The 25,517-nt window shown below is 33.3% G+C and carries 15 protein-coding genes and 2 pseudogenes; 9 read left to right on the top strand and 8 right to left on the bottom strand.

The genetic code is table 11. The annotated features are described in order from the left end of the window. Positions 1-43: 43 nt before the first annotated feature. Together AD998_00335 and AD998_00330 are read left to right on the top strand one after the other, a co-directional pair. Positions 44-1,747 carry a hypothetical protein gene (locus AD998_00335; GenBank protein KOY84803.1) on the top strand — a complete coding sequence of 568 codons (1,704 nt, stop codon included), beginning with the start codon at positions 44-46 and terminating at the stop codon, positions 1,745-1,747. 54 nt (positions 1,748-1,801) lie between these two features. Continuing rightward, entirely contained in the window at positions 1,802-3,013 is a 1,212-nt protein-coding gene (locus tag AD998_00330) for a tryptophan synthase subunit beta (protein ID KOY84802.1), read from the top strand. A gap of 47 nt (positions 3,014-3,060) precedes the next feature. On the opposite strand, the gene AD998_00325 is transcribed toward AD998_00330, so the two are convergent. The 3 genes from AD998_00325 to AD998_00315 form a co-directional block, all read right to left on the bottom strand. Then, the gene (locus tag AD998_00325; GenBank protein KOY84801.1) at positions 3,061-3,387 is read right to left on the bottom strand and encodes a heme biosynthesis protein HemY; all 327 of its coding nucleotides are present in this window, start codon (positions 3,385-3,387) and stop codon (positions 3,061-3,063) included. A 62-nt stretch (positions 3,388-3,449) separates the two neighbouring features. Further along, positions 3,450-6,005, bottom strand: a complete 2,556-nt coding sequence (locus tag AD998_00320; GenBank protein KOY84800.1) for a hypothetical protein — start codon at positions 6,003-6,005, stop codon at positions 3,450-3,452. Positions 6,006-6,227: 222 nt separating this feature from the next. After that, positions 6,228-6,533 carry a hypothetical protein gene (locus AD998_00315; GenBank protein ID KOY84799.1) on the bottom strand — a complete coding sequence of 102 codons (306 nt, stop codon included), beginning with the start codon at positions 6,531-6,533 and terminating at the stop codon, positions 6,228-6,230. A 119-nt stretch (positions 6,534-6,652) separates the two neighbouring features. Between AD998_00315 and AD998_00310 the strand changes: the two genes are divergently transcribed. Both AD998_00310 and AD998_00305 read left to right on the top strand, forming a co-directional pair. Beyond that, entirely contained in the window at positions 6,653-9,094 is a 2,442-nt protein-coding gene (locus AD998_00310) for a phenylalanyl-tRNA synthetase subunit beta (protein ID KOY84798.1), read from the top strand. A gap of 132 nt (positions 9,095-9,226) precedes the next feature. Continuing rightward, positions 9,227-10,753 carry a magnesium chelatase gene (locus tag AD998_00305; protein KOY84797.1) on the top strand — a complete coding sequence of 509 codons (1,527 nt, stop codon included), beginning with the start codon at positions 9,227-9,229 and terminating at the stop codon, positions 10,751-10,753. A 29-nt stretch (positions 10,754-10,782) separates the two neighbouring features. Here the strand turns inward: AD998_00305 and AD998_00300 are convergent, their stop codons facing one another. Continuing rightward, the gene (locus AD998_00300; GenBank protein ID KOY84796.1) at positions 10,783-12,072 is read right to left on the bottom strand and encodes a hypothetical protein; all 1,290 of its coding nucleotides are present in this window, start codon (positions 12,070-12,072) and stop codon (positions 10,783-10,785) included. 128 nt (positions 12,073-12,200) lie between these two features. On the opposite strand from AD998_00300, the gene AD998_00295 reads away from it, so the two are divergent. The 5 genes and pseudogenes from AD998_00295 to AD998_00275 all read left to right on the top strand — a co-directional run bounded on the left by AD998_00295 (position 12,201) and on the right by AD998_00275 (position 18,128). Further along, the gene (locus AD998_00295) at positions 12,201-13,655 is read left to right on the top strand and encodes a nicotinate-nucleotide adenylyltransferase (GenBank protein KOY84795.1); all 1,455 of its coding nucleotides are present in this window, start codon (positions 12,201-12,203) and stop codon (positions 13,653-13,655) included. 71 nt (positions 13,656-13,726) lie between these two features. Continuing rightward, a complete protein-coding gene (locus AD998_00290) occupies positions 13,727-15,472 on the top strand; it encodes a signal peptide peptidase SppA (protein KOY84794.1) in 1,746 nt (581 codons plus the stop codon). Between the two features lie 51 nt (positions 15,473-15,523). Further along, a complete protein-coding gene (locus AD998_00285; protein ID KOY84793.1) occupies positions 15,524-16,105 on the top strand; it encodes a crossover junction endodeoxyribonuclease RuvC in 582 nt (193 codons plus the stop codon). Position 16,106: 1 nt separating this feature from the next. Continuing rightward, positions 16,107-16,859 (top strand): annotated as a pseudogene (locus AD998_00280) (hypothetical protein). 417 nt (positions 16,860-17,276) lie between these two features. Further along, a pseudogene (locus AD998_00275) lies at positions 17,277-18,128 on the top strand (hypothetical protein). 641 nt (positions 18,129-18,769) lie between these two features. On the opposite strand, the gene AD998_00270 reads toward AD998_00275, so the two are convergent. The 4 genes from AD998_00270 to AD998_00255 all read right to left on the bottom strand — a co-directional run bounded on the left by AD998_00270 (position 18,770) and on the right by AD998_00255 (position 25,457). Then, positions 18,770-19,582, bottom strand: a complete 813-nt coding sequence (locus tag AD998_00270) for a hypothetical protein (GenBank protein KOY84792.1) — start codon at positions 19,580-19,582, stop codon at positions 18,770-18,772. Positions 19,583-19,615: 33 nt separating this feature from the next. After that, the gene (locus tag AD998_00265; protein KOY87988.1) at positions 19,616-21,745 is read right to left on the bottom strand and encodes a hypothetical protein; all 2,130 of its coding nucleotides are present in this window, start codon (positions 21,743-21,745) and stop codon (positions 19,616-19,618) included. Positions 21,746-21,893: 148 nt separating this feature from the next. Next, positions 21,894-24,992, bottom strand: coding sequence for a hypothetical protein (locus AD998_00260; GenBank protein KOY84791.1), 3,099 nt, complete (start codon positions 24,990-24,992; stop codon positions 21,894-21,896). Positions 24,993-25,124: 132 nt separating this feature from the next. Then, on the bottom strand, positions 25,125-25,457 hold the full coding sequence (locus AD998_00255; protein KOY84790.1) for a hypothetical protein: 333 nt from the start codon (positions 25,455-25,457) through the stop codon (positions 25,125-25,127). Positions 25,458-25,517: the final 60 nt, after the last annotated feature.

The raw sequence follows: 25,517 nt of genomic DNA, 5'->3' as shown, positions 1-25,517 counted from the left end.
TTTTTTTATCTTTTGCCCCAAAACAACTAATCTGGAATACAAAATGAAATCAGTAATATTGAACGGAAATCAGTTAGATATTCAATCTGTGGTGCAAATAGCTTTTAATGAAGCGAAAGTTGAAATACAGCCCAAAACTTATCAGAATATAGAAAAAAGCCGCAAATACATCGAAAAGCAGGTAAAAGAGAAGAAAATTGTATACGGTGTAACAACAGGTTTTGGTGCAAATGCTTCTAAAGTTATAGACAACTATGAAACAGCCAAAGAGCTACAACGAAACTTACTTATTTCACATGCTTGTGGTGTTGGTAAACCCTTTGAAAAAGAAATAGTGAGAGCTATTATGCTTATTAGACTCAATACACTTTTAGCTGGATTTTCAGGGGTTAAAAAAGAAACAGTATCTTTATTATCAGAGCTTATTAATCAGAATATACATCCAGTTATTCCTTCACAAGGCTCAGTAGGAGCTAGTGGAGATTTATGCCCACTTGCTCACATGGCAATTGTTTTGATAGGAGAAGGCTATGCGGAAGTAGATGGAAATATTGTATCAAGTAAAGAAGCTTTGAAAAAAAGAAAATTAAAGCCTATCACACTTGAACACAAAGAAGGAATAGCTTTGCTCAATGGTACAAGTGTAATGGCTGCTTTGGGAGCTTTAGGGATTTATCAGGCTAAAGAGCTATTATACAAATCTTTAAAAGCATCTTGTATGATGTTTGAAGCTCTTGGAGCAAGAAAACAAGCTTTCGATGAACGCTTACATAAAGCCCGAAAGCATGAACATCAAGAAAAAATAGCTACATGGGTAAGAGATTTTACAAAAGGTTCAAATCTGATGGGAGTAGAATCGAATGAACTGGCGGAAAAAATATTACAAAAAATACAAAATCATCTAACGATTCATCAAAAAGAAGAGTTAAAAAACTACTTGGAAATCACGCCTCATCAACTTTCAGTATTGTATCCATATTTGCCTGATGAAAACCAAAAAACAAGTTGGCAACGATTAAATGTTATTTTAAAATTTGCAGAAAAGAAAATTACCCCACAAGATTCTTACTCTGTACGTTGTACACCACAAGTTTTAGGAGCAAGTTTACAGGCTATTAGCCATACAGAAGGTATTATTTCTAACGAATTGAATGCAGCTGTAGATAATCCTCTTATTTTTGTAGATGATGATGTAGTAATTTCAGGAGGAAATTTTCATGGACAACCTTTGGCATTGGCATTAGATTATCTCAAGTTAGCTGTAGCAGAAATGGGTAATTTGCTTGAAAGGCAAATCAATAAACTAACAGATGAAGCAACGAATGATTGCTTACCAGCCTTTTTAGCAGCAGATACTTCAGGTTTACATTCAGGTTTGATGATACCCCAATATGTAGCAGCAGGACTTGTTTCTGAAAATAAAGTGCTTGTACATCCTGCATCAGCAGATTCTATTCCAACCTGTGCCAATCAAGAAGACCATGTAAGTATGGGTACTATTGCAGGCAGACAAGCTTTAGAAATGATTGAAAATGTAAGAAAGATTACAGCAATTCTGATGTTGACAGCCCACCAAGCTCTACACCTCAGAAAATTACAATTAGAACAAATTGATTATAAAATTAAGCTTGGAAAAGAAACAAAAGACCTACACAAAAAATTAGATAAAGTCGTAGGGTTTATTCATCAAGATAGATTCCTTCATGATGATATTCAAGCAGTTTTAAAAAATTGGCAAGAACTTTAGTATTTAAAGTATATTTCAACCAAAATATAAATTTATTTAAAAAATAAGTGTTTTATGACACCCAATGTAAGCAAAAGCCCTTCAATGAAAGGCTATTATGGAAGTTTTGGAGGAGCGTACATTCCTGAAATGTTGTTTCCTAATGTAGAAGAATTAGAAAATTCGTATCTACAAATCATTAACTCTGGAGAATTTCAAAAAGAATATTGGCAACTTTTAAGAGATTATGTTGGCAGACCTTCTCCATTGTATTTTGCAAAAAGATTATCAGAAAAATATAACACAAATATTTATTTGAAGAGAGAAGATCTAAATCATACAGGCTCTCACAAAATCAATAATACCATTGGACAAATTTTATTGGCTAAACATTTAGGAAAAAAAAGAATTATAGCTGAAACAGGAGCGGGGCAACATGGAGTAGCTACTGCTACAGTTTGTGCTTTAATGGGGTTGGAGTGTATTGTGTATATGGGCGAAGTAGATATTGAACGCCAACGTCCTAATGTTGAAAGAATGAAACTGCTTGGGGCGACTGTACGCCCTGCCACAAGTGGAAGTAAAACGCTGAAAGATGCTACCAATGAGGCAATTAGAGATTGGATTAATAACCCTATAGATACGCATTATATTATTGGTTCGGTAGTGGGACCTCATCCATATCCTGATATGGTAGCTCGTTTCCAGTCTGTTATTTCTGAAGAAATAAAAAAACAACTCCAAGAAAAAATAGGACGAGATTACCCTGATTATGTACTTGCTTGTGTAGGTGGAGGTAGCAATGCGGCAGGCTCATTTTATTATTTCATCGAAAATCCTAAAGTTCGTCTTATAGCCCTTGAAGCAGGTGGGCAAGGTGTAAATACAGGGAAATCGGCAGCAACTACGGCATTGGGCAAAATGGGTATTATTCATGGAAGTAAAACACTTTTGATGCAAACCAAAGATGGGCAGATTATAGAACCTTACTCTATTTCGGCTGGTTTGGACTACCCTGGTGTAGGTCCTATTCATGCCTATCTGTTTGATAGTAGAAGAGGTGAATATTATGCTGTAACAGATGAAGAGGCTATGGAAGCTGGCTTTATGGTCAGTAAAATAGAAGGTATTATTCCTGCTATTGAAACAGCTCATGCATTTGCATATCTAGAAAAACTCAATGCTAAACCTGATGAAGTGGTAGTTATCTGTCTTTCTGGGCGAGGTGATAAAGATTTAGCCACCTATATTAAATGGCAAGAAGGTACTTACAAAGGACATGAATAAAAAAAGGCTCTAATTTTAGAGCCTTTTCCTTTGATAAATGCTATTCTTTATACTGAAAAACTTTCTCCACATCCACAAGTACGTGAAGCATTTGGATTGACAAACTGAAAACCTTTGCCATTCAATCCATCAGAGAAATCTAAGGTTGTTCCCAATAAATACAGTAAACTTTTTTTATCTACTAAAATTTTGATGCCTTTGTCTTCAAAAATTTCATCATTATTTTGAATATTGGTATCAAAAATCAGGTCATACATCAAACCTGAGCAACCACCACCTTTTACAGCTACACGGATATTGTGCTCATTTGAATATCCATCATTTTGACGAATTTCAACAATTTTATTTTTTGCTTTATCAGTTACACTAATCATGTTCATAGGCGTTTTTGTGTAAAACTATTTTTTTTGTAAAAAAGTTTCAGAATATAATAGTTTTACTTTATTAAACCATCTGTCTGCTTTGCATTCATTTGAATGGTTGTAATGATTTTCTGATTTTTAATTTTTGAATTTTTTAAGAAAAGAAGTTCTTCAAGCTCTCCTAATCTCCAGTTCTCTACCATATTGGAGTAGTACAAGCTCCCAGGATTACCTGATTGCCCACCAGGATATATGCCATAAGCTCTTGGACTATTTGCTCCCAACATCACAACCATTCTCCATGAAGGTCCATGTGTATCACTGGTGGCATTGACGGTTCTTGAACTACCTGAGGTCATCAGATTTGATAAACCCAGATTAGGAATAAGCAAATGATCTAGATGGAAGCCTTTGTGCTTTCCCCAAAACCAGTTTTCATCATTGCCTTTGTGTTTTTCTTTTAGTTTATCAATAGCTTTGTTAAAACTTGTATTAATCAAGCTTTTTAAAGTTTCTCTATTGGTAGTACTGATATCATCAATCCATCTGCTTGTTGTATCCCTTAATAAAACTCTAAGTGTTTGGTCTGTGTTAGGATAATTAGGAATATAACCTAATTCATCTTGCCAAAGGGCTATTCTAAACTCTGTGAACCAGATTTCAAAGCAAGTTGCTCCTTGTGAATCAGATTGATAGAGGTAGTTCCATTTTTTTAGTATTTGATGTGTTTTTTGAGCATCTCCTTTGAGTTGTGTGGTATCAAGCATACTCAATAATTTTGGAAGTGCATCACGAGCATGAATACCCAAAACATCATTTTGTAACTCTCTCATGTTCTCATACTTGATGCGAGTCATTGCATTGAGTTTTTCATTGATACGAATAGCTCTTTCTGGAGAAATAAAATCGTATCCTACATAGTATGGATAGGTAGTTGTATCTGTAATCAGCTGATTTGCAGAGGCTACAAATTGTTGTTCTGGATTTAAAACTTTCGGGTTTTGGTTAAAAGGAATATACTCTTTGTATTCAAAAGCTGAAGAAGATCCATCTAAAACATATTTGCCTTGTCCATTCCAACGCATAGGAATTTTCCCTGCTATATACATTGCTATATTTTTATCAGCATCAGCGTAAGCAAAGGCTAATGAAGGGCAACTAAATGATGCAAATGAATTAATAAAATCATCATACTTTTTTGCTCTATTGAGATTATAAAAAGTCAATATTTCATTAGATGTACTATCTGCACCCACCCAATACATTGCATGTTGGTATGGTACAGTTATATTATATAAATCATTGGGTTTATTAGGGTACAATTTGGCAGGAGCTTCTAATACTACAGGTCCATGATGTGTGTACTGAATATATTCAAGAATATCTTTTCCTCCTTTTACTTTAATAATTTCTTTATGGGTAATAGTTTTTTTCCAAATACCATCATGAAAATACTCGTCTAATTTTTCATCTTTAAATTTTATTTGATAAAAATCTAAGCCATCTGTATAGGCACTTGTAATACCCCACGCTATTTTCTCATTAAACCCAATCACTACTGTTGGTGTACCAGGTAAAGAAACCCCATATACATTTACATTTGGGCTAACAAGCTGAATTTCGTACCAAATGGAAGGTAGCTTTAAACTTAAGTGTGGATCGCTAGCTAGAATAGGGAAGCCAGTTTCTGTTTTTTTAGCACCAATAGCCCAGTTATTACTTCCTTTACTTTTTTCTTCTTTGGGTTTATATTTTTCATTTAAGATGTTTTGTGTTTCTTCTAGGTTTTTAGCAATAGTTCTGCTGATTGAATCGTAACCCTTGGGGTGTACAAGTTTTTTTGCAGGTTTAAAATCAATAGGGCTTTTGGTAGGAATGACAGGTTGTACCCTAAAAGGATTGTGAGTATATAAACTATCAGTTACATTTTCTCCATACTTTGCCATAGCAAGTGAGTTGGCAAAATCATCATTTCCTGATACAGAAAGGTCGTAGGCAATGTATTTGAGTAATAAAACAGTTTTTAAAGATGTCCACTCTTCGGGTGCATAGTTTAAAACTTTATATTCAAGAGGTAACTCATGTGGAGATAGAGATTTGATATAAGCATTCACACCACTAGTATAAGCATTGAGAACAGATGCAGAAGTAGAGTCTTTCAACATATTATTCAGTGTTTTTTGAGCACTTCTCAATAGCCCCATTCTTCTTTGAGAACGGTCTACTTCAATAGTTTTTTCTCCAATAAACTCTGAAAGTCTGCCTGCTGCAAAATGTGTAAGAAATTCCATTTGCCACAAACGGTAAGAAGCAGTTATATAACCTTGAGCAAAATATAAATCATGGTCGTTTTCAGCAAAAATGTGAGGAACTAGCCTTTGATCTAAAATAACTTCTACTTTACTTTTCAAGCCAACAATATCTAAATTTATCTTACTTTTTAGATTTTTTGGTTCAGCATTTATCCAAAAACCATTAAAAGGATCTAAAAAAATACCAATGGGGGGAGCAGATGCTAAACTTTCAGGAATATAGCTTTTAATGAGTGGAGTTTCTGAAAGTTTATTTTGGAGTATGTACACCAAAATAATACTGATGAAAGATAAAAATATAGCTCTGAATATTTTCATGAAAAAGAATTTTAGTAATATTTTCTTTGTTTGTTAGCTCAAAAATAAGATTTTTATTTTTTTTCAAAAAAAAATAAAAAAAAATGCAACGTTTTTTCCTCTTTTAACGTATATATAATTGCATAGTGTTCAATTTTTGTTTAACTGGAAAGGGGCTTCAATATTTGAAGCCCTTTTTTAATTAAAAACAAAAAAAGAGGTACAAAATGCACCTCTTTATATTTATTTTTTAGGCTCTTCCTTTTTTTCCTCTTTTTTATCATCATCTCCAGCTACTTTATTCCAAAGACCAGAAACAAAACCTTTGGCTTTATCAAATGCTTCACCAGCATCTTCAGCTAAATCTCCTAGTTTTTCTTTTGCACCTTCTGCAAAATCACCTAACTTTTCTTTTGCTCCACCAGCCCAATCTCCTAACTTATCCATGAAACCTTCTTCGCTAGCTTGTGCTTTAAATACTTCTAATGCTTTTTTAGCTTGTTCTTCTGATAAACCAGCTTCAACTAATTTTTTTGATAATTCTTCCATGACGTTTAGAGTTTAAATTTCCTTAAAACTACAAAAAAAAAGAAAACTACAATCATCTTTTTATTTTTTTGTATTTTGCAAACCTAAAAAATAGATTACAAACATTTAAGGACATAGATATGAAAATTTCTTACAACTGGCTCAAAGAAATCATTGATATAACAGAAACACCTGAAACAATAGGTATAAGACTTACACAAGCAGGTTTGGAGGTAGAAGGTATAGACAAAATATTTTTGTGTAATGGAAAAAAAATAGAAAATGCTTTGGATGGTTTAGTGATTGGTGAGGTACTTACCTGCGAAAAACACCCCAATGCAGATAAACTTTCAAAGACCACAGTAGATATTGGTGTGGGGGTTGTTCCGATTGTATGTGGTGCAAGTAACGTGGCAATAGGACAAAAAGTAGTAGTAGCAACAGTCGGAGCTACTTTATACCCAGTTACTGGAGAATCGTTTACTATCAAAAAAGCAAAAATAAGAGGTGAAGAATCTGAAGGAATGATTTGTGCTGAAGACGAAATAGGTTTGGGGACATCTCATGAAGGTATCATGGTTCTAGAAACCACATTTGCCAATGGTACACCTGTCAAAGAATACTTCAAGGTAGAAGAAGATTATATTATAGAAATTGGACTAACACCTAACAGAGTAGATGCTGCTTCACATTTGGGTGTGGCAAGAGATTTAAAAGTTTTGTTTAATAAAGAACTTAAAACAATTGCTCAACAAAGTATTGAGGTTTCCCAAAACTGCCCTATCAAAGTAGAAATAAAAGATACAGAGGCTTGTCCTCGTTATGCGGGTTTGCTCATTGAAAATGTAAAAGTACAAGATTCTCCAGATTGGCTTAAGAATAGAATAAAAGCCATAGGTTTAAACCCTATCAATAATATTGTAGATGCTACAAACTATGTATTGCATCATTTAGGACAACCTCTGCATGCTTTTGATGCTGATAAAATTGCAGGAAAAACAATCATTGTAAAGAAAGTAGCCAAAGATACCCCTTTCATGACGCTTGATAGCATAGAAAGAAAACTTTCTGAAAATGACTTGATGATTTGTGATGCAGAAAAGCCACTTGCCATTGCAGGGGTTTTTGGTGGTTTAGATTCTGGCGTTACAAGTACAACCAAAAATATTTTTATTGAAAGTGCTTATTTTCATCCTGATAGTGTTCGTAAAACCTCACAGTTTCATGGTTTAAAAACAGATGCTTCTTTTCGTTTTGAACGTGGAACAGACCCTAATATGCCTGTAATAGCTTTAAGAGTTATTGCAAAAATAATTTTAGACATTGCTGGTGGAGAAATTAAGTATGGTATTACCGATGAATATCCAAAGTCTATAGAAGATTTTAAAATCAAAGTTTTATACAAAAATATTGACAGACTCATTGGCAAAAAACTTGAAAAAAGTTTTATTAAAAATACTCTAACAGGTTTAGAAATAAAGATATTGGAAGAAACAGAAGAGGCTCTTATGCTACAAGTACCACCTTATAGAGTGGATGTTCAGAGAGAAGCTGATATTATTGAGGAAATATTAAGAATTTATGGTTTCAATAATATTGAAATTTCAGATAATTTGAGTAGTTCGTTTATAGCTTCATTTCCTAAAATAGACAAATATCAGTTGCAAAACTTAGTAAATGAAGTACTTACAAGTAATGGGTTTTATGAAACTATTACCAACTCACTTACTAAACCTGCTTATGCACAGACTCTTAAACATTTAGATGAAGACAAAAATGTAGTAATCCTAAATAAACTCAGTGAAGAGTTAGAAGTTTTGCGTCAGAGTCTTATTTTTTCGGGTTTGGAAGTGCTTTCATACAATATCAATCGGAAACAGAAAGACCTTAAAATATTCGAGTTTGGTAAGGTTTATCATAAAAAAAGTTCAGAGGGTTCAGTTACAGATAAATATGGTGAAAAAACATATTTGAGTATTTTTGTAGCGGGCAATACTCATGCAGAAACATGGCAAGAAACTTCCAAAAAAGCAGAATTCCACTTTTTAGCAGGTATTGTGGATAAAATTTTAAGAAAATTACGTGTTAAAAATTTTAAAACAGAATCTGCAAGCCCACAGGCTTTTGCTTATGGATTAAATTATAGTTATAAGGGATATGTATTTGCTCAAATAGGAGAGTTACAACCTTATATTACAAAATTTGCAGACTTAAAAGGAAATGTATTGTATGCAGAATTGGACTGGGATTGGCTAGTAGCTCAATATCAATCTGAAAATACATATCAGGAAATTTCTAAATTCCCTGAAGTTCGCCGAGATTTATCTCTTATTTTGGATAAAAATGTAACTTATCAGGCCATTGAGCAAAAAGCACTTGAGTTGGAGAAAAAACTCTTAAAGCGTTTGAACGTATTTAGTGTGTATGAAGGTGAGCAAATAGGTGAAGGTAGAAAATCGTATGCCATTAGTTTCTTCTTACAAGATGATACACAGACACTTACTGATACTCAAATTGATAAAACCATGCAAAAACTCATGGAAGGTTTCAAAAAAGATTTTGGAGCGGTGATTAGAGATTAAACTAAAATACTTGAAATTATAGAAAAGCCTTTATAACAGTCTGTTATAAAGGCTTTTTGATGAAAAAGTAAACTCAAGAAACATTACGACTCAAAAAATGGTTTAAGATAAAACAACCAGTCCAACAAACCTATGAATCAACTATTAGGATTACGTACCTTAGGAGACCTTAAAAAAACAGGTTATCAGAGCCGTAGCATTAAAGAAGAGTTAAGAGAAAATCTCATTAAAAAATTAAGAAATAAAGAAAATGTATTTGAAGGAATTTGGGGATATGAGGAAACTGTAATTCCTGATATAGAAAGAGCCATTCTTTCCAAACATCATATCAATCTTTTAGGGCTTCGTGGACAGGCCAAAACTCGTATTGCAAGGCTTATGGTAGAGCTTTTGGATGAGTATATTCCAATTGTAGCAGGTTCTGAACTCAACGATGACCCTTTACTGCCTCTTTCTCGCTATGCCATAGACGTAATTGCAGAAAAAGGAGATGAAACGCCTATTTCATGGTTACATAGAAATGATCGTTATACAGAAAAGCTGGCAACTCCTGATGTTTCAGTGGCTGATTTGATAGGAGATGTAGACCCCATCAAAGCTGCAAGTCTCAAGTTGCCTTACTCTGATGAAAGAGTTATTCATTTTGGGTTGATACCCCGTTCACATCGTTGTATCTTTGTAATCAATGAACTCCCTGACTTACAGGCTCGTATTCAGGTTTCTTTGTTCAATATTTTGCAAGAAGGTGATATTCAGATACGTGGCTTCAAATTACGTTTGCCTTTAGATATTCAGTTTGTATTTACAGCAAACCCTGAAGACTATACCAATAGAGGAAGTATCGTTACACCACTCAAAGATAGAATTGATAGTCAGATACTTACACACTATCCGAAAAGTATAGAAATAGGTAAAAAAATTACTTCTCAAGAAGCTAAACTTGCCAATGCTCAGAAAGATAGGGTATATATTCCTGAATTACTGAAAGACTTGGTAGAGCAAGTTGCTGTGGAAGCTCGAAACAGTGAATATGTAGATGCAAAAAGTGGGGTTTCAGCAAGGCTTACCATTGCAGCTTTAGAAAATTTAGTCAGTGCAGCAGAAAGACGTTTGCTTCTTAATGGTGAAAATCTGACAACCCTAAGAATTTCTGACTTAATAGGTGTATTGCCTGCCATTACTGGAAAAATAGAACTTGTCTATGAAGGGGAACAGGAAGGTGCTGCCATTGTAGCCCAAAACTTACTTTCTAAGGCAATCAGAACACAATTTGGACAATACTTTATCAATCCAGAGCAAGGCAAAAAAATGAAGGATAAAAATCCTTATCAGGCTATTTTAGAATGGTTTGGAAATGGGAATTCCATTGATTTGCTCAATGATGCTCCACAAGAAGAATACAAGCAAAAACTCAAGGAAGTAAAAGGCTTGGAAGGTTTAATAAAAGAAACCTTTAAAAATTTACCAGAATCAGAATTTTATTTGATGATGGAATTTGCTATTCATGGATTGGCAGAGTATTCGCAACTAAGCAAAAAAATCTTAACTCGCAGTCTTCAATTTTCAGACATTCTTTCAGGAATGCTCAATATGCCTAATTTTGGCAAATATGAGGACGAAGATGATGAAGACGAGGATTTTGGATATAAAAAGAGATAAAAAAATAAAAAAGAGGCTTAGCCTCTTTTTTATTCACCCAGCATACCTGCTGCCAAAAGCAATTGTATTTCAGCGACTTTTAAGCTAAATAAACTCTGAATTTTTCGTCCTTCAGTATTTTCAGTTACTCTTTGAGCTTCTCTGATTTCAATAATATTGGATTGCCCTAACTCAAAGCGTTTCTGCATCAATTTTAGATATTCTTGGGCAGTTTGAGCATTTTTTTCCTCAGCTTTTGCTTGTTCACTTGCTAATAAATATGCTTGCCATTGTCTTTCGAGTTCTCCTTGTAAGTTTTGTTCAACACGAGCAAGTTCTAATTCTTGGGTTTTAGTTTGAGTTTTAGCAATTTCTAATTGACGATTATTAATGTTTCCATTATATAAGGGTAGTGTGAAATTAAATCCTACAAAAGGTCCATAATTCTGGTTGAGTAGCAAAAAACCTGCTGTACTGTTATTTCGAGTGTAAGTATAACCAGCATTGAGATTAAATGTGGGTAAACGACCTGCTCCAGCCTCTTGTTCTAAATTTTTATTGACTTCAATATTATTTTGAATAGCCTTTATTTGAGGTGAATTCTTTAAGTTTTGTCTAAGTTTTTCAATGGAAATATCTTTTTGAAAAGTAATATCATCTACCACCTCTATCTCGTCTTCAGCTTTTTTACCCATCAGAATATTGAGATTTACTTTAGCTTGTTTGATAGCTAAGTCTTGTGAAAAAACAGCTTGTCGCTGTGTATTGATGTCCAAATCAGCTAAATAAATATCCGTTTGATTGGCTGTACCCAATTCGGCACGTTTCTTTACAATTTCCAATCGTTTTTCTGAAACTTCTAAACTGCTTTGTAAAACTTTTTTAATTTGTTTCTGACGAATAATTTCTACATAAGCAACTGTTACAGAGGCTGTAATTTGTTGATTTTGAGATTTTAAATTGAGCTGAGAATTGCTTTCCTGTAAATCCAATCGTTTTTCTGTAGATGTTCCTCTAAAACCATTGAAAATGAGCCAGTCAGCTCGAACAGTGGCATTGAGATTATTGGAAGTAGCTCCATTTCTGTTGGTTTCTGTTCCGTTTGCAAGTAACTGATTGATACCAAAAAGTTGGTAGTTATCATTGATAAGCAAATTGACACGAGGAAGTTTGCCTGTATTGCCTGTAAAATTGTTTAATTGAGCTATTTTATTACTATTTTGTATGATTTGAATATCGTAATTATTTTTTAAAGCTGTTTGGATAGCTTCCTCTAAGGTGATTTTCTGAGCTTTTGAAATAAATGATATGAAAAGAAAAAAAACGAAATACTTTTTCATGGATTATGATAGTTGTTTAATAGATTCTTAAATCTTTAAATTTAACTCTAAAACTAGAATTTTAGTGCATAAAATTTGTATTATTCTTGTGCTTTTGTGTAAATTTAAGAAAAATCTAAACTTTTGGTATGGAAGACGAAAAGCTAACCAGTACAAGGCAAAAAGCCCTCACAATTAATTTAGACTCTTCTATTTATGGCTCTTTTGCTGAAATTGGAGCAGGGCAAGAAACAGCAGCTATATTTTTTAAAGCTGGAGGAGCATCAGGAACAGTGGCCAAAACTATGTCGGCTTATGACATGACCTTTAGTGATGCAATTTATGGCAAAGAAGAAAGTGGACGTTATGTTTGTGAGCCTCGTTTGGTAAAAATGCTTGCAAAAGAATATAGCCTGCTCGAAATGCGTTTGGGAGAGCAAAGAGGCGATAAAACTACTTTTTTTGCTTTTGCAGATACAGTTACAACTATCAATTTTTCTAAAACTGTACAAGGACAAGGCTGGTTGGGCGTTCGTTTCCAACTCAAACCACAAAGTCCGCCTAGTGATGTAATTGTTCATGTACGTATGAACGATAAAGATGCCATTCTTCAACAACAAGCGTATGGTATTTTAGGTGTAAACCTAATTTATGCTTGCTTCTTTCATTCAAAAAACCCTGATGATTTTTTACTTTCTTTGATGGATAATCTTTCAAGAGAAAGAATTGAAATTGACATGATTCGTTTTGAAGGTCCTGATTTTGAGGAAATTGATAACCGACTTGTTACTTTGAAAATGGTTTTATATGGTTTAGCGGATGCAGCCATATTTAATCCACAAGCAGAAATGCTACAACCAGCAGATGCTTTATACAAAAAAAATGTATTGGTACTGCGTGGACGATTCAGACCTATTACCCATGTAAATATGGATATGTTTAGAAAGTCCAGAAGACAATTTTTAACTGATTTACCTCCTGAAGAACATCAAAAAACAGTTGTTTTAGCAGAATTGACACTCCAAGACCTTAAACAAGCAGGTGGTAATAATAGTGATATTGATATTCAAGATTTTCTAGACAGAGTAGATATTTTGTGTACACTTGGACAAAATGTAATGATTTCTAATTTCCAAGAACCAGATAAACTTATTGCCTATATTTCTCAGTTAACACGTAAAAAGATTGCAATAGTAGTTGGCAGATTGCTTCTAGAGCAACTCTGTGATGCAACTCGATACGAAAAACTTAGAGGAGGAGTTTTAGAGGCTTTTAGTAGGTTGTTTATCAATGATTTACATGTATATGTGTACCCATATCTACAAGATGGAATACCCCAAACTTTTGAAAACTTTGATGTACCACCACTCTTAAGACCTCTTTTGGAATATTTAAGGGTAAATGGAAAAATCACAGATATTGTAGATTATGATGAAGATGTACTTCATATCTACTCCGAAAAAGTACTTGCCATGATTCGGACTGGCGAACCTGGTTGGGAAGAAATGGTGCCAGAAATTGTAGCAGAAAAAATAAAAGATAATTGTTTATTTGGCTTTCCTTGTGTAGTGGTAGGAGGTAAAAGACGTTTTGTGGAAACATAAAATATTTTTCAAATCATACTTTTTGTTTCCTTCTAACGTTTTGAATTAAAGTATTAAAATTTAGATTTGCTATGGTACAATTTTTGAAATTTGTAGGTGCTACCCTTGTAGGGTTATTCTTGTTTTGTTTAATAGGGATTTTTATATTAATGGGTATTAGTTCTTCCTTTTCGTCTTCGGAAAAGCCTGATGTAGAAGAAAATAGTGTTTTGATGTTAAACCTTTCAAGACCTTTGGCAGAAAGAAGTACTGAAGATCCTTTTGAAGGATTAAATTTGCCACTTAACAATACACCTGCTAAATTAGGTTTGTTAGAAGTAGTGCAATCCATTAGGAATGCTAAAAATGATAAAAAAATAAAAGGCATTTATATCAATACTGAAGGAGTTTCAAGTGGTTATGCAGCCCTTAAAGAAATTAGAGATGCTTTGGTAGATTTCAAAAAATCGAATAAGTTTATTTATGCTTATGGCGAATATTATACTGAAGGGGCTTATTATTTGTCTTCGGTAGCTGATAAAATATATCTGAATCCTATTGGTTTGGTAGAATTTAATGGTTTATACTCAGAAGTGCCATTTATTAAGGGTGTACTTGAAAAATTAGAGGTAAAGCCTGAAATTTTCAGAGTGGGAGAGTTTAAAAGTGCTATTGAGCCTCTGATGTTAGATAAAATGAGCGAAGCCAATCGTTTACAGGTTACATCTTATCTAAATGCTATTTATGATGTTTACTTGAAAGATATTTCAGCTTCACGCAAAATAGATGTTGCTAAATTACGCCAAATCTCTGATTCGATGCTTGTTCGTAAACCAGAAGATGCTATTACTCATCAACTAATTACGAATATAGGTTATGAAGATGAGATTTTAGAAATTTTAAGAAAAGATTTAAAAGTTGATAAAAAAGAGAAAATTAAATTTATAACAGTAAATACTTATTATAAATCGATTGAATCCAAATACTATAAAAACAAGATAGCTGTGTTGTTTGCAGAAGGAGATATCAACAGTGGAAAGAGTACAGATGAAAGTATAGGCTCAGAAACAATTGTAAATGAGCTTCGTAAACTTCGTAAAGATGATAAAGTAAAAGCTATTGTTTTGCGTATCAATTCACCAGGGGGGAGTGCTTTGGCATCTGATGTGATGTGGAGAGAAATCATGCTTACAAGAAAAGAAAAACCCGTAATTGCTTCTATGTCAAATGTAGCAGCATCAGGAGGATATTATATGGCAATGGCTTGCGATACGATTGTAGCTCAAGAAAATACAATTACAGGTTCTATTGGTATTTTTGGTGTACTTTTCAATGCTGAAAACCTACTGAAAAATAAAATAGGCGTAACAACAGATAGAGTAACTACAGGAAAATATTCTGATATTGGAAACCCTGTTCGTTCAATGACACCACAAGAAAGACAAATTATCCAAGAAAATGTGGAACGAGGCTACGAAACTTTCACAACCAAAGCTGCTCAAGGACGCAAAATGAGTGTAGAGAATTTGAAAAAAATTGCTTCAGGAAGAGTATGGTCTGGTAGCCAAGCCAAAGAAAATGGATTGGTAGATGTAATTGGAGGTTTGGATGTTGCTATTGAAATTGCTGCAAAAAGAGCAAAAGTTACAGAGTATCAACCTAAATATTATCCAGTACAACAAGATTTTTTTAGTAAACTAAGTGGTAAAAGTAAAGAAGAAGCTCTCATTAAAGAGCAATTGGGAGAAGAAACATACTTATACTATAAAACTCTTCAAAAAATAAAAAATCTACAAGGTGTTCAAGCTCGCTTGCCATTTGATTTGGTCATTCGTTAATACAAGCCTTTGTAGAATCTACAAAGGCTCTTTTTCTTAATCCATACAACATTGAAGAATATAGAAACTGAAAAAATTATTTTGGGTATTGACCCTGGTACTCGTATTATGGGATATGCAGTTATTAAGGTATTGGGTAAAAATATAGAGGTATTACAATATGGTGTAATAAATTTAGAAAAATATACAAATCAAGAGATTAAACTTAAAAAGATATTTGAAAGAGTAACACAAATTGTAGATGAATTTTTACCAGATGAAGTAGCTTTAGAAGCCCCTTTTTATGGAAAAAATGTTCAGTCTATGCTGAAATTAGGAAGAGCTCAAGGCGTAGCCATGACGGCTGCCCTCATGCGAGAAATTCCTATTACTGAATATGCTCCACGTAAGGTAAAACAATCTGTTACAGGCACAGGTACAGCTTCCAAAGAAGATTTGGCTGTTATGCTTGAAAAAATTTTAAAAATAAAATTTGCAGATAATACTTTGTTAGATGCTTCTGATGCTTTGGGTGTAGCCCTTTGCCATCATTATCAGGGTGGTGTAAAAACTAATAAAGCCAAAGGGTGGGGCGATTTTCTGAAAGAAAACCCAGATAAAGTAAAAAAGAAAATAAAGAAAAAGACAGAATAAAATGGAAACAAATACCCAAGAACTCAAAAATTTTGAGTTTGGTAATGCTACAGATGTTGGTTGTAAAAGAGATAACAATGAAGATTATTTGGGTTATTTTCAGACCCAAAATGGACACCTTTTTGTGGTTTGTGATGGAATGGGTGGACATCAGGCTGGTGAAAAAGCTTCACAACTGGCAGTAGAAGTCTTTAAAAGATATTTTACAGAAGGCTATCATGCAAACCCACCAGATGCTTTGCAAAAAGCTACAATTGAAGCAAATAAAATAATCTTTGAAACTGCTCAAAAATATGCTGAATATGCAGGAATGGGAACAACACTTGTTGTTGCACTCATTAGGGATAATCAAGTATTTTATGTGCATGTAGGTGATAGTAGATTGTATTTGTATGAACAAGAAACACAGAAACTACATAGAATAACCAAAGATCACTCTTTTGTACAACAATTGGTGGATAATGGAATCATCACTGATTTGGAAGCGGAAAGCCATCCCCGAAAAAATGAAATCTTAAGGGCTTTAGGTGTAAATAATGTAGTTGAGCCAGAAGTAGGAATTTCAGCAATTCTCCCTGCTGATAATGATGTACTATTATTATGCTCTGATGGCTTGAATAGCATGATTTTAGATACTCAAATTCAAAATATCATTGCTGATAATACTCAAAATATTTTGCAGAGAACAAAAAACTTGATAGAAAGTGCTAAACAAGCAGGTGGCTACGATAATATAACTGTTCAACTGATACGATTTTATGCACAAAATAGAAAAAAAACTATTTTGCCTTTTCAAAAAGTAAAAAGTCAGAATGAAGAACCTTCAGAAAAAAAGATAAATACTCAGAGTCAAAATATAAAGAAATTTTTTCCTGCTATATTGCTTTTAATAGGTATTGTGACTTTTGGGGTCTGGTATATTCAAAATAAGAATCCATTTGTAGAAAAGGCAAAAAAAATGGAGGATTCAACAATTATCCAAAAAGATACAAGTAAGAGAAGTTTGTATGATGAAGAAAAAGCAATAGAAAGAGAAAAAATTAAAATGGATTCATTGAAAAAAGATTCTATCAAAAAGGCGAAACAAGAGAATAAAACAGAAAAATCTGTAACCAAAGAGAAAACTAATACCACGAAGAATAAGAAGTAAAGATATAATGGACGAATCGTTATGCAAGGCAGAAAAATACAAAATTATATCATAGAAAGCGTAATAGGAGAAGGAGGAATGGGCACAGTCTATAAAGCCCACCATGTTCTTATGCAAGAAAGAAAAGCAGCCATCAAGGTTTTAAACCCTCAGCTTTCCAAAAATATACAAATTAAAGAACGTTTCAAAAATGAAGCTTCAGCCCTTGCTAGACTGAATCACTCTAACATTGTGGCTTTATACGATTATATTGAAGAAGGAGATGAAGCCTTTTTGGTAATGGAATATGCAGAAGGGGTTGTTATAGATGATTTAATTAAGCAAAATGGAAAAATTCCTGAAACGAAAGCTAAAGATATTTTACGCCAAATTGCTGAAGCATTGGCATATGCTCATAGTCAAGGAATTGTACACAGAGATATAAAACCTTCAAATTTTATTATTACTCCTGATAATAAGGTAAAAATCCTAGATTTTGGAATAGCAAAAATGCTTTCTGGAGAATCAAGACATTTGACAAAAACGGGTATGAGAATGGGTTCTATTTATTTTATGAGTCCTGAACAAGTAAGAGGAGATAAAGATATTACCCACAGAACAGATATATATTCTTTAGGTCTGATGTATTATGTGATGCTTACAGGGAAATATCCTTTGGAGCAACTTACATCAGAATATACTATTTATGATACTATTGTTAATAAGGATTTTGTTGATATACAAGCTTTAAAAGAGGATATTTCTGATCCTTCTATTTTCGTTTTGCAGACATGTTTACAACGTAATCCACAAGACCGATTTGCAACAGCATTGGATATTATAAAGGCATTAGACAACCCCATATCCATTGAAAAAGAGACTAAAACGTCTATTCCTCCAATTCAGAAAGTTGAAAATAAAATAGTACCCGAAAAGTTAGAAACCAAAAAAAGTCTAAAGAAATGGTATTTTGCTCTAGGGGTATGGGTTGTTTTAATTGCTACAGTAGTTGTTTTTTATGAGCCTATCAGCAATTTTGTAAAAGAACAATTTCTGAGTAATGAAGGAAAAGAAGAGAAACCAAAGGAAGACGGTGTTAAAATGTATGTTACTTCTACAAACCTAAATTTACGAAGTTTTCCACAAACAGGAAGTGTAATAGCTACAATTCCTTATGGAGATGCTGTTTATGTTTTGAGTGAGAGTAATCAGCCTGATTGGGTACGAGTTCGATATAACGATAAAGAAGGTTTTATATTTAAACATTATATAGCCGACCATGTAAAACCTGTCTATAAGGTAATAAGCCCGCAAGCCTATTTTTATTTAGATGCAAACTATGAAAACCCAACAAACGCTTATTTAGTTGCAGGACAATTTATATTGGCTGAGGAAACAAAAGGGAGTTTTGTATTTACACACTTTATTTATAATAGTAAAAAAACAAGTGGTTGGATAGACTCTAACGATTTGGAAAGAGTAAAATAAAAGGGCATTTTTAAATGCCCTTTTATGTGAAGATTTTATAATTGAAATTATTTTTTTGTTGTGATTTTCGAAGTACCATCTACAACTACATCCATTCCTTGAGCAGATACGCTCATTTTTTGAGTCATATTAGCTTCCAAAATAACACCAGTATTTTCTTCTATAATCATTTTACCAGTTTGTGTACCTGCTTCTTTACCATCTTGTGAAATTGTACTAGCTACTTCTACAGTCATTTTACCATCTTTACGCTCTACAACTTTATAGGTTGATTTTGTAACTAAAACACCAACTTGGCTTTTATTTTCACTTGTTCTTTCCCACGTATCACCAACTCCTAATGGTGTTTCAGGAAATTCATTACTCATACTATTGATAGCTTGCTTAGCAGCTTCATCACTAACATTTGTGATTTTGCCATTGGGAGCCGTTGTTGTTGAAACTTTCTTACCTTTCATTTCTTTAAGGTTCGCAAGTTCAGCAGGTTGTTTTTTCTCATCATCAGAGTCAAACTCTACTTCTGCACCTGTCATAGGGTTTGCTTGTTTTGAATAGATTTTTTCGTAGGTCATTTCAGTGGTAATATTACCTGTAGCATCCACATCTGTTACATTGTTTTTAAATGTATAAGATTGTGCCATAGGCATTTCCATAGACATAGAAGGAATGGTTATTTTCTGGTTAGATTCCATTACTTGTGTAAAAACATCACCCTTTTTTAATTTATAACGTAATACAACTTTACCATTTGAGGCTTCAGTTTTATTTTTTTTCTTCTTTTTCTCTTTCTTTTCCTTTTGAGCATAACTCATAGAAGATAAGGCTAACAATGCAACCAATAAAAAACTAATTTTTTTCATGCAAATTGAAATTTAATTGTGATAGATTGATATTTATTTTTTAGTTTGAGATAATTCATGAACAATCTGAATAGCATTTTTTAGATACAAATCTTTTAAATTATTAAAATTTTCTACAAGCTTTTTTGTATCATTTACATTGTTCACATCTTCTTCCTCTTCTTCTATGAGTTTCTTCTCATTTTTGAGAGCTTCTTTTTCTGCTTTCCTTTTTGCTTCATTCAAAGAAATTTTAGTTTCTTGTCTTCTTTTACGAGATTTTTCAGTATCAGCGATTAATTTTTTCAAATCATCCTCTGTTTTCATACGTTTTTGGAAGCTACTTTGTATATTTTTAAGAGTTTTCTCAGATATTTCATTTGTGGGCTTAAAGCTTTTTGCAGAAGCTATTTCGTCCCAAGGAAGAGATGTTTTATAAGAAGCTTCACTAAATTCTTTATCTTCAAAAGGAGTTGGTAACAGTACATCAGGAATAACACCTTTGTTTTGAACACTACTTCCAGATGCTCTATAATATTTTGAAACTGTTAAGTTTAACTGACCAACATTGCCATTATTACTTTCAGAGACAATATATTTACTCAAATCCATGATATTCTGAACAGTACCTTTTCCATAAGTGCTTTCACCTACAATGATACCTCTTTTATAATCTTGAATTGCTCCAGCGAAAATTTCAGAAGCAGAAGCACTAAAACGATTTGTCATTACAAGCAAAGGTCCATTATATACTTGTTCAAAATCGTCTGTATCACCAACGCTGATACGTCCATTAGCATCTTTGACTTGTACTACAGCCCCACCTTTGATAAACAAACTTGTTAAGTCAATAGCCTCTTTCAAAGAACCACCACCATTATAACGCAAATCTACAATAATCCCATCAACATTTTCAGTTTTGAGCTCTTCTAAGATTTTCTTTACATCATTAGTTGTACTTTTATAATCAGGTTTTCCTTGTCTGTATTCATCAAAATTGATATAAAATGCGGGTACACCAATTATTCCAAAGCGATATTTTTTCTTATTTTTCTCAAATTCAACAATTTGCTTGGTAGAAGATTGTTCTTCGAAAGTAATTTTTTCTCTTACCATTCTGACCTCCATTGGTTTGGCATTAGCTCCTTCGCTTGCTGGCAAAAGTTTTAAGCGAACAACTGTTCCTTGCTTTCCTCTAATCAATTGAATAGCTTCATCTACTCTCCAGCCAATGACATCTACCATTTCACTATCATCTCCTTGAGCTACAGCAATAATACGGTCATTCTTGAATATCTTTTTACTCTTGAAGGCAGGACCACCAGGACGAACTTCTCTGATAGTTACATAATCGTTTTCACTGGTAAGTGTTGCTCCAATCCCTTCCAAAGAGCGATTCATAGACATATTAAAATTAGAGGCTGCTACAGGCGAAAAATAGTTGGTATGCGGATCATAAGCCATTGCCAAAGCATTCATGTATGTCTGAAATACATCTTCAACAGTAGTTTTTGTTAGATTCTTTTTAAAAGTATCATAACGTTTTTCCAGTTTTGTAACAGTAGTTTCAGGTGCTTCACCTATCATTTTAGCTTCTAAAAAGCTGTTTTTAAATAATTTACGCCATTCTTTATCAGCTTCTTCTTGGGTTTTAGCATAACCGACTTTTTTACGGTCTGTTTCGTAGTATTCATCAGCACTGAAGTCATATTTTTCTTTGACAAGTAGTTTATTTCTTTCTAAACGCTCATAAACACGCTTTAAATAAATATTATAAATATAATAAGCTGTATTGAGGTTGTTTTTTTCTTGACGAAGTTCATCATCTATTGATAGACGATATTTTTTAAAATCTTCAATATCTGATTGTAAAAGATAAAGTTTGTTTTCATCAATTTCTTCAATAAAATTATCAAAAATATTAGCAGAAACAGAATCATCAAATTGCATTCTTTTGAAATGGCGATTTACAATAAGAGAGACAACTGTAGTAGCTTTTTTCTCAAATATACCATTGGGACGTAAACTAATATTAGTATCTAAAGTACAGTAAATTTTATTTGCTTTTGATATTTGGAATAAATTGGCAGTGGGTGTATCATCTGCATTCTTCTTCCACAAACCTAAGCTCCAAACAACAGCCGTAAGCAGAGCCACAGGTATAATCACCAGAAATTTTTTCATAATCATCATTTTACCTAAAATTTAATACAAATCTACCTAATACAAAAAACGTGCAAGATAAGATTTTAGTGTTTAGATGTAAAAATAAAAAAATAACCTGCAAGTTTAAGTTTCTTGCAGGTTATTTTTTATAAGGAAACAAAATCAATTACGATTTGATTTCAGTCTTAGCATTTGCTTCTTCAGCTAATCTTTTTTCCTCTTCTTTCTTTGCTTCTTCAGCACTTTTTCTTCTTGCGAAATCTAATACAGCAGGAGCAGCAATAAAGATAGATGAATATGTACCAAACACAATACCGATGAACATCGAGTATGAGAATCCTCTTAACACTTCACCTGCAAAGAATAACAAAATAAGTGTTGAAGTAATAGTAGTAATACCTGTTACAACTGTACGACTCAAAGTATCATTAATTGCACTATTCAACTGACCCGCAAAGTCTTTACTATCAATGCTTTGCTTCGCAAATTCACGAATACGGTCAAATACAACCACCGTGTCATTGATAGAGTAACCAATTACAGTAAGAATAGCAGCAACAAATACTTGGTCAATTTCTAAATTCAAACCAAATACTTTTGCAATAGGGACAAAAGCTAATGTAATTAAAACGTTGTGAGCCAATGAAATTAATGCTCCCAAACCATATTGCCAGTATTGGAAACGAGCAATAATATAAATAAACATAGCTATAAGAGATAGAATTACTGCATAACGAGCTGTATCCAAAATACTATCAGCTACAGTAGAATCTACTTTTGTGAAACTTACAATTTCAGGTTTTGCATCTTGATATTTTGATAAACCTTCTTTGAGTTTAGCCTCTACTTTTGCGTCAGCATCAGCATCATCAGCCAAATAGTTGGTTGTAACTTTTACTTGGCTACTAGTATTGAATGTTTTTACTTCTGTACCTGCTTGGAATGTTTTGCTTAGTGTTTCACGAACTTCGTTGGTTGGTATCGTTTTATTGAAAGCCACCACATAAGAGCGTCCACCTGTGAAATCAACACCAAATGTAAAACCACCTTGTATCACAGCTAAAATAGCACCTACCAAAATAATAGCTCCTGAGAACATATATGCTTTCTTACGAATAGCAATAAAATTGAAATTCGTTTTAGGGAAAATACTATTGAAGAATGCAGATTTGAAACTAAGAGCTTTACCTCTTGAAACATAAAATACTTCTGTAATCAGACGAGTAATAAAAATAGCACTAAATAATGATGTACAAATACCAATCATCAAAGTAATGGCAAAACCTCTTACCAAACTTGCCTCACTCAACAAATACAAAATTACACCAATGATAAAGGTAGTAATGTTGGAGTCTAAGATAGAGCTATATGCTTTTGTATAACCAATACGAACAGCCTCGCCAAACGATTTGCCAACTTGCAATTCTTCACGAATACGTTCGTTAATTAGTACGTTCGCATCAATGGACATCGCAACAGAAAGTACAAAACCAGCAATACCAGAAAGTGTAAGGACTGTACCAAACGAAGCCATTACACCCAATGTAAAGAAGATGTTTGCAATCAATGCTACCCAAACAATTAGACCAGCAACGTTATAGTATAAATAAATAAATAAAAATACTACTGCAATAGCCACCAATGTAGAAAGCAAACCTTGATTGATAGATTCTTGTCCTAAAGAAGAACCTACAATACCACGTTCTACAACTTCTGTTGGGATAGGTAATTTACCTGATTTTAAGATAGTTGCTAAGTCTTGAGCCTCTTCTAAAGTGAAGTTTCCTGAAATAGATGAATTACCTCCTGTAATTTCGTTTTGTACAGTAGGAGCAGAATAAACAGCTCTATCCAAAACAATGGCAACTTGTTTACCTATATTCTCTTTTGTGATACGAGCCCAATCTTGAGCACCTTTTACATTCATAACCATGGTTACACCATAACCTTTCTGAGGGTCGTAATCACGGAAGGCATTCTCTACAACATCACCACCCAATAAAGGCTCACCATCAACACCAGCTTTTAAGAAATATAAAGGCAATTTGCTTTTTGTTGGATTATCTTGTCCATTACCAAGTTTTTCTTCATCATCCACTTTAGCACCCCACATATAGACAAAATCGGAAGGGAACATCGCTTTTACTTCTTCTTTTGCAAATATTTTATTGATACGTGCTGTATCTTCTAACTTTACATAAAAAATATTGCCAGCTCCAATACTAAACAACTTATTGAAAGCTGCAGAATTAGAGTTTTTATTAGTGGTATCTTTCTTAGTCGTATCTTTTTTAGGTTCAGGTTTTTTACCTGTATCATTTTTCTTTACAGAATCAGCTTTGGGTTTGCTGAGTGTATCAGTTTTTTTAGAAGTTGTATCTTGTTTTACCTCATCTTTTTTCGTAGAATCATCTTTTTTAGCAAAAGGGTTGGCATCTGTATTACCTTCTTTTTTAGAACCTGTTGTGCTTGAAGCTTCAGTTTTGTTTACATAATCTACAAATTGACTAAAACCACCTGCTAAGCCTTGGAAATCATAAACTCCCCAAAACTCTAATTTGGCTTGACTCTTCAAAAGCTTTTCGGTTCTTTCAGGATCTTCTACACCAGGCAATTCAATTTGAATACGACCAGAAGCGGGTACTTTAGAAATACTAGGGTTTGCCAAACCTGTTTTATCAACACGGTCTTGAATAATTCTAAAAGCGATATCAACACTTTCTTCTGTTTTCTTGTCAAGAAACTTAATTACATCATTATTAGATGATTGTAGAGTAATTTCTGAATTGGTAGAACTTACAAAAAAGCGAGACAATTGCGTTTTAGGAGCCAACTCTTCTACTGCATCAGCAAAAAGTTGTGTAAAACGAGTAGAACTCTTTTTCTGTTTTTCTTTAGCACTAGCCAATGCTTTTTGGAAAACAGCTTCTTTCGCTCTTCTTCCTGCTAAAATTTTAAGTAACTCGGCATGAGATACTTGCAAAGTGAATTGCATACCACCTTGTAAGTCAAGCCCTAAGCCTAATTCTCTTTTCTTTACGCTGTTATAGTCATATTGAGCGATTCCAATATCAAAAACAGTTTCATAAGATTTATTTCTTAAAATCTCTTGTCTTTTAACAGCATCTTCAATGCCTTCTTTGTTGGTTGCTTTTGCTTTTGCATCATTACGTACACCTCTGGCTACCCAAGTAAAGGATAGTGAGTAAATACACAAAATTGCAATTACAACCGTCAGGAAAATAATAACTGAACGATTTTTCATGATAATTTAGATTATTTAAAATTGTGAATAAACGATTTAAAATTAGATATGAATTATAAAAGATAAGTTGTAAATGATAATTCCTTATTAAATATCAAAGACAGCTTAATCTTAATATGTTGGAAAGTTAAATTACGGGGCTTGGGGTGCTATAATATGCTCAAAAACTTTTTCAAAGAAGGAAACTCTGAAAATTGGTTTTTGAAAATAATGAGAAATATTATTTAAAACGACATAAGGTGTTTCAAAAATCAAAAAGTAAATAGCCTGAACAAAAGATGTAGAAGTTACAGGCATAGAGGCTTTTACCTGATAAGCTGAAATTTCTGTTTGTGTAGGCTTTTTATCTTTTTGTTCAGTTTTGTTACAGAATCCTTTTTGCGAAAAAGCATAGCTTATTGTTCCTGAAATCCAGAACAATAAAAGCAAGAGTGCAAAAATAGATATGTGTTTTTTGGTCTTCATGTTTTCGGAGTGCAAAAATACAGAAAACCTTGAGAAAAAAAAATATTTTGAAATGAATCC

It is taken from the genome of bacterium 336/3 (assembly GCA_001281695.1).
Lineage (GTDB): Bacteria > Bacteroidota > Bacteroidia > Cytophagales > Thermonemataceae > Raineya.
The sequence above is the reverse complement of the archived record's forward strand: the minus strand, read 5'-3'. Positions and strand labels throughout refer to the sequence as shown.